The organism is Sneathiella sp., from assembly GCF_029233945.1.
In the GTDB taxonomy this organism is placed as follows: domain Bacteria; phylum Pseudomonadota; class Alphaproteobacteria; order Sneathiellales; family Sneathiellaceae; genus Sneathiella.
On sequence record NZ_JARGOQ010000095.1, the window covers coordinates 1 to 6044 of the forward strand.

6 protein-coding genes are annotated in these 6044 nt (G+C 52.2%); all 6 read right to left on the bottom strand.

The features are described 5' to 3' along the window. Nucleotides 1-1538: AMP-binding protein (locus tag P1U71_RS17525; protein WP_301106966.1), on the bottom strand; the 1538-nt coding region annotated here is incomplete at its 3' end. Beyond that, nucleotides 1538-2254, bottom strand: a complete 717-nt coding sequence (locus P1U71_RS17530) for an ABC transporter ATP-binding protein (protein WP_301106967.1) — start codon at nt 2252-2254, stop codon at nt 1538-1540. The genes P1U71_RS17530 and P1U71_RS17525, both read right to left, overlap by 1 nt. Next, a complete protein-coding gene (locus P1U71_RS17535; protein WP_301106968.1) occupies nt 2251-3015 on the bottom strand; it encodes an ABC transporter ATP-binding protein in 765 nt (254 codons plus the stop codon). Before P1U71_RS17535 ends, P1U71_RS17530 begins: the two co-directional genes overlap by 4 nt. After that, the gene (locus P1U71_RS17540) at nt 3015-3905 is read right to left on the bottom strand and encodes a branched-chain amino acid ABC transporter permease (RefSeq protein WP_227952391.1); all 891 of its coding nucleotides are present in this window, start codon (nt 3903-3905) and stop codon (nt 3015-3017) included. Before P1U71_RS17540 ends, P1U71_RS17535 begins: the two co-directional genes overlap by 1 nt. Nucleotides 3906-3918: 13 nt before the next feature. Then, nucleotides 3919-4788, bottom strand: a complete 870-nt coding sequence (locus tag P1U71_RS17545) for a branched-chain amino acid ABC transporter permease (RefSeq protein ID WP_301106969.1) — start codon at nt 4786-4788, stop codon at nt 3919-3921. A gap of 17 nt (nt 4789-4805) precedes the next feature. Beyond that, nucleotides 4806-5948, bottom strand: a complete 1143-nt coding sequence (locus P1U71_RS17550) for an ABC transporter substrate-binding protein (RefSeq protein WP_367281217.1) — start codon at nt 5946-5948, stop codon at nt 4806-4808. Nucleotides 5949-6044 lie beyond the last annotated feature (96 nt).

Here is a 6044-nt window from a genome sequence, read left to right on the forward strand (position 1 = left end):
TTTGCGCTTTCTGTCGTTGGAAACGCATCGATTACGATCACATTGAGCGGAACCTTGTAATGCGCCAACGCTGCTTTTGCATTGCTGATAACGTCTTCTTCGATTGGCGGGTGCCCCGCATCGGAGGCAATGACAAACGCCACAGGCCGCGTTTTTCCATCAAACTCTATACCGACGACCTGGCATTTTTCGACGGAGTCATTTTGCTCGATCACTTCCTCAATTTCCTTCGGATCGGTGAGGAATCCGGAAAGACGAAGGAAGTCCCCATTCCGCGCCATATAGACATAGGTGCCGTCATCGCGGACATAACCCACATCGTTACTATGGAAAAACCCTTCTTCATCGATGGCCTTTGACGTTGCCTCTTTATTGCGGAAGTAACCGATAAAATTTGTCGGCGCCCGAAATTCCAGAACGCCAACTTCATTGGTTGCGCAAAGTTCGCCTGTTTCCGTATTGCGCACGCGAATTTCTGTCGACGCGCCGGCAAACTCCCCGCCGCCTTGCAATCTCTGCTCAATCGGCAAAGACAGAGGCTGCGTCGATAATATGGCGTGCAGTTCACTGGCACCATAAAGCCCGGCCAAAGGAACACCGGAGGCAGCCATATGACGCAGCTTCTCTTCCATTCCCGGCGTGAAGGAGGCAAAGCCGCAAATTCGCGCATGAGCCAAGGCTTCCTTATCCGTCTGCCAGATCTGATGATACATCTCATCGCTCCCGAACAGATGCGTTATCGCATTCGCTTTTGCCGTCCTGACAAGCAGGTCGATATTGAACTGGGTATTGAGGTAGACCGGCGCGCCCCCCGCTATCGCGGCAAGTGTCGGGCTCAATCCAAATACGCCGCAAAAAGGCATAACGGCAAGAAACCGCGCACCGTCTTTATCGAAACCCAATGCCTTTGCGCAGTTATTGGCATGAAGCCCGACGGCACGCTGTATATGAACAACAAGCTTTGGCGCGTTGGTTGTGCCTGACGTTGTAAACAGCAGGATCGGGCTATCCGGTGTTCCGGCAGAGGTTGGCGTCGGCAAGGACGCGTCCATCGCGAACGTATCAATCTCGATATTATTTAAGGGCGGAAGCGGATCACTGTCCTTGTCTATACGAGCGAGCATTTCCAGTTCCGGCAGCTCAGAAAAATCAAGCTCCCCTATCAAGGCATGAAAATCCGTGTAACTGTTTCGCCCCTCGAATATCAGCATCCTGGCGCCACTGGATTTAAGGATATGCTGTAGCTCGGCCGTGCGATAACGGGTATTCACCGCCCCGACGATGGCCCCAATCCGGGCGCAGGCAAACAGCAACGACATCCATTCAATTTTATTCGGGAGCCAGATGGCCACCCTGTCCCCTTCGGTAATCCCGCGCGACACAAGCCAGGCAGCACTTGCGGACACCATTTCTTCAAATGCGGATGGTGTAATTGCCGTTTCATCCTCGGTAACAAAGATCGGCCGGTTATCCCCGGCCTTTTCCAATGCAATCCGATCCTTAAGGCCGCTATCGAAAGTAAGTTCTGTGAACGCCATTAGTAAAGTTCCATGAGCCGTTCGTTATCCTGAAGCTCGTCGGGCAGTCCCTCCCAGATCATGGCGCCTGATTTCATAACAACCGCACGATCAGAGATTTTAAGCGCTTCGCGTACATTCTGTTCCACCAGAAGGATGGAAAGCTTCTCCCGCTGCTGCAGGGCACGGATCGGCGCGAGCAGGTCCTGAAATAGTTTTGGCGCAAGTCCAATGGAAGGCTCATCCATCAACAGAATGCGCGGTCGGTTCAGGAGTGCCCGACCGATCGACACCATTTGCTGCTGCCCGCCGGACAGGGTCCCGGCCGGCCGGTTCATAAATTCCTTTATCGCAGGCAGGATTTCAAGCACCCACTCAACCCGGTCTGACTGTTCCTTCTTGGGAACTCCCGCCGCATGCATACCAAGAGAAAAAATATCACGCACCGTCAGGCTGGGGAAAACCCCGCGCCCTTCCGGGACCATGGCCACGCCGCGATCAGCAATTTCGCGGGCGGTTTCTTTCGTCGTTACCTGCCCATCAATCGTGATAACACCCGACTCTGAACCTAGAAGACCAAACATGCATTTCAGCAGCGTCGACTTCCCTGCCCCATTATGACCGATCAGGCACAGGACCTCATCCTCTCGCAGTTCAACCGTGATGTCATTGATGGCGGGATGCCCGCCATACCCTGCGGTAATATTTTGTGTGGCCAGAACGACAGATTTGCTCATGTGCGCTCTCCAAAGTAAATCGCTCTCAATTCGGGATCATTCAGAACGCTTTGCGGCTCTCCATCCGCCAGCAGTTTTCCCCGGTCAAGAAAAGCAATCCGGTCAGAAATACCAATAACAATATCAAGGTTATGCTCGATAATGCAGACGGTCACGCCCTGCTTCACTTCTTCGCGCAGGATCTCCAGAAATTTCTCGTAAGAATTCGGATCAAGACCCGACGCCGGTTCATCCAGCAGCCAAAGCCGTGCGTCTGTTGCCATCACACGCGCCATGGAGAGGAATTTCCGCTCCGCATAGGCAAGGTCCTTCGCCCGTATCTTGCGTTTGGTGAAAAGGCCTGCCCGATTCAAGGCATAGTCCACTTTTTCACGGCGCGCCGTACGCTGGCTTTTAGTTAAAAGAACAGGCACGGAATTATCTTCGATCGATGTCAGGATATTGTCTTCGACAGACATTTCATTGAACAGCCGCAGATCCTGAAATGTTCTCAAAATGCCCGCGCGGGCCGCCTGGTAGGGTTTAATCTTGTTGATCGGATTGCCGAGCCATTTAATGGATCCGCTATCCTTCGACAATTCACCGGTGATCAGGTTAAAAAGCGTCGTTTTGCCAGCGCCATTAGGCCCCACGAGAGTGGTAATAATACCCGCACGCAAATCCATGGAGACATCATCGACAGCCTTCACGCCCCCAAACGCCTTGTCAACATTACGAATTTCCATCAGGACTTCTTGCGTGTCCGCAGTTGATGCAACCATTACTCTTTTCCTGTTTCAGATTGCTTCTTGCGTCCAACAATTCCGCCCGGTCGGTAAATCATGAGCAGCGCCATACCAAGGCCATAGATGATTTGCTGGATTGATCCGATCTCTGTTTGTGGAAGGAAATCCAGATAACTTATCAGGCTCGGCAGCAAGAGTAACAACGCGGCCCCGACAATTGGTCCGGCCTGCGTCCCGGTCCCGCCAATAATCACCATGGCCATGATCAGAACGGATGTATCAAGCTTGAAGCTTTCCACATTGATGAAACTGAGATAGCTCGCATACAGCACGCCAGCCACCGCTGTAAGTGCCGATGAAATAACAACGGAAATGGTTTTAATAAGCGGAACATTCTTGCCAAATGCGGCCGCCGCACTTTCGCTGTCACGTATGGCCCGCAGGCTACGTCCAAAACTGGAATGGACAAGACGGTTTATGATGAAAAGGATAATGATCAGCGCGCCCACCGTAACGAAAATAAACTGGCTGGGCTTGAACACCTCAAAGCCGGCTACATCCAGGGGCGGTATACCGATCAAACCGCCAATGCCGCCGGTCACACTTTTCCATTCAGAGAAAATAGTGACGGCCAGGACCTGCAAACCCAACGACGCCGCCACGAAATACTCACCGCGTACACGCAAGGCCGGCAAGGCAAGGATCAAGGAAAGGATAGCGCCCGCCGCCATCGCCACAGGCAGGGTGACAAAAATCGATGCATTGACATGCATCGCCATGAAGGTTCCCGCATAGGCGCCAACGCCGAAGAAAACGGCATGCGCAAGAGAGTAGATACCCGCATACCCCATGATGAAGTTCAGGGTAACGCCAAGGATCGAGTAGATCGAAATAAGAATGACGAGGTTCAGCAGATAAGCTTCCACAGTATTCCCCTCCTCAATGAGCCGCGGAACGACCTAAAAGGCCGGACGGACGAACAATAATAAAGAGGAACAAAATTGCGAAAGTTACCGCCTCAGTCCATTGCGAATCCACGTAAAGAAGCGCAAGGCTTTCGGCAAGGCCGAGGGCAAGACCGGCAAGCAACGTGCCTGCAACACTCCCTATACCGCCAACAATTGTCGCCGCCAGGGAGATCAGCATGACGTGATGCCCCATCGAAGGGTTCAGGCCCGACGTTGCCCCTGAAATAATTGCCGCAGGGACGACCAGAATGGACCCGATCGTAAACGCACAAGCCGATATAAAGCGCGGATTTAATCCGAAAACCCGGACTAGTTCCGGGTTATCAGACAAGGCTCGCAGGGCCTTTCCCATTTGGCTGTATTTAAGAAAACACCAGAGAATGCCGAAGAAAATGGCCGCGCACAGCATGGATATCCAAGCCAACGGCGAGACATAGAGCCCATCCATTAGCTCGACAGAGAAGGAAAGGGGTGTCTGGACAGTGACGAAACCGCGGCCAAAAATCATCCCGACGACATTTTCGATAACGATCCCGATGCCAAAGGAGGCTACAAATACTGTAAAGAACGAACCTTCATCACGCTGAATTGGCACATACACAAACCGGTTCAAGAGCAATCCGAAGATTATCGCCCCCGCCGTCGCGGCAACAACGCCCATAATCACGCCATACCCGGATACATTCACAAAGTAGAAGAGATATGCGGCAATAATGAAGGTTGCCCCATGCGCAAAGTGAAATATCCGGGTAGACCCGAAAATCAACGAAAACCCAACGGCCGTAAGGGCATAGAGAGCGCCGGTCTGAAGACCGGCGATCGTCAGCTGTAACGCAAGCATTTGCTACCTATTTCTACTTATTTGCCGAAATCGATGGTATCGATAACTTCAGTCTTGCCGTCCTTGACGACTTTCACCTGAATGGGAAACAACAATGTGCCGTTGCTCTGGAAGGAAACAGTTCCTCCGACAAGGTCAAAGCTATCCGTTTCCTGCCGTTTCGCCAGCAAGTTAGCACCGGTCACTTCTTTACCCTCGGCTTCCAGAGCCTGCGCCAGGATCGCATACAACAGCGTCGCGTTATAATAGTTAACGTTATAGGCGGTTGGGTCGCGATCGTACTTCGCCTTATAATCCGTGACGAACCGCTTGGTGATTGGATCGTCGGAATTATAGTTCACGCCCTGGCCCGTCGCGATAATGCCCTCGGATTCCGGCAAGGCGAGTGCGTCCGGCACCAGATATCCGGAATAAGTAATCAGCTGTTGGTCCACACCATTGTCGCGCAGTTGCTTGACGATCTGGATTTGCTGCGCCCCGTAGCTGGCGATATAGACCGCATCCGGCTTGGCCGCACGAACCTTCGCCGCGATACCGGAAAACTGCTGAGCTGTCGTGGGAACAGACATTGCCTCAACCAGCTCACCGCCCGCATCTTTCAACGTTGCTTCCAGCTCTTCAAGGATGGAGTTGCCAAACGGATCATCGATGTAGATAAGCACAACGCGCTTTACGCCTTTTTCTTTGACAAGATAAGGCATAACAGCACGAACTTCGAGATTAACGAGAGGAATCACATTCCAGAAATACTCCCCAAGCGCCGCCAGATCGGGACCAACGCCCCCGCCATTGACAGCAACGACTTCATTTCGTGTTCCCAATGTGGAAATCGCTTTTGACACGCCGGTGAAGGCGGACAGTACATAGGGCACATTCGTGACATTCACGAGCTTTGTCATCCCGACAACAGCTGGCTGCGGGAGGCCCTGGCTATCTTCATAGGCAATCGACATAGGACCGCTCAGCATTTTATCCGCGTTGACATGGTCAACGGCAAGATCAGAGCCGGACATGAAGACGTCGCCATATGTCGCGTTAGGTCCGCTTAACGGAAAGAGCGCGCCGATTGTATGATCTTCGGCAGATGCGGACCCGGGAATAAGGAAGCCGAGACAAGATATGACAGAAAATACAGCAAATAGATTTTTCATTTTTTTCATTGTGGAAACCCGCTTGTTTGTTTTTTATTGGTTTTTGCTGTGAACAGAATGATTTCTTTTACCTGACATGTCAACTTGAGAGTAGCATTCAAGGTG

Excerpts from the sequence above, each read along its gene's own strand:
- P1U71_RS17530 (WP_301106967.1), bottom strand. The coding sequence starts at position 2,254 with ATGAGCAAATCTGTCGTTCTGGCCACACAAAATATTACCGCAGGGTAT.
- P1U71_RS17535 (WP_301106968.1), bottom strand. The coding sequence starts at position 3,015 with ATGGTTGCATCAACTGCGGACACGCAAGAAGTCCTGATGGAAATTCGT.
- P1U71_RS17545 (WP_301106969.1), bottom strand. The coding sequence starts at position 4,788 with ATGCTTGCGTTACAGCTGACGATCGCCGGTCTTCAGACCGGCGCTCTC.
- P1U71_RS17550 (WP_367281217.1), bottom strand. The coding sequence starts at position 5,948 with ATGAAAAAAATGAAAAATCTATTTGCTGTATTTTCTGTCATATCTTGT.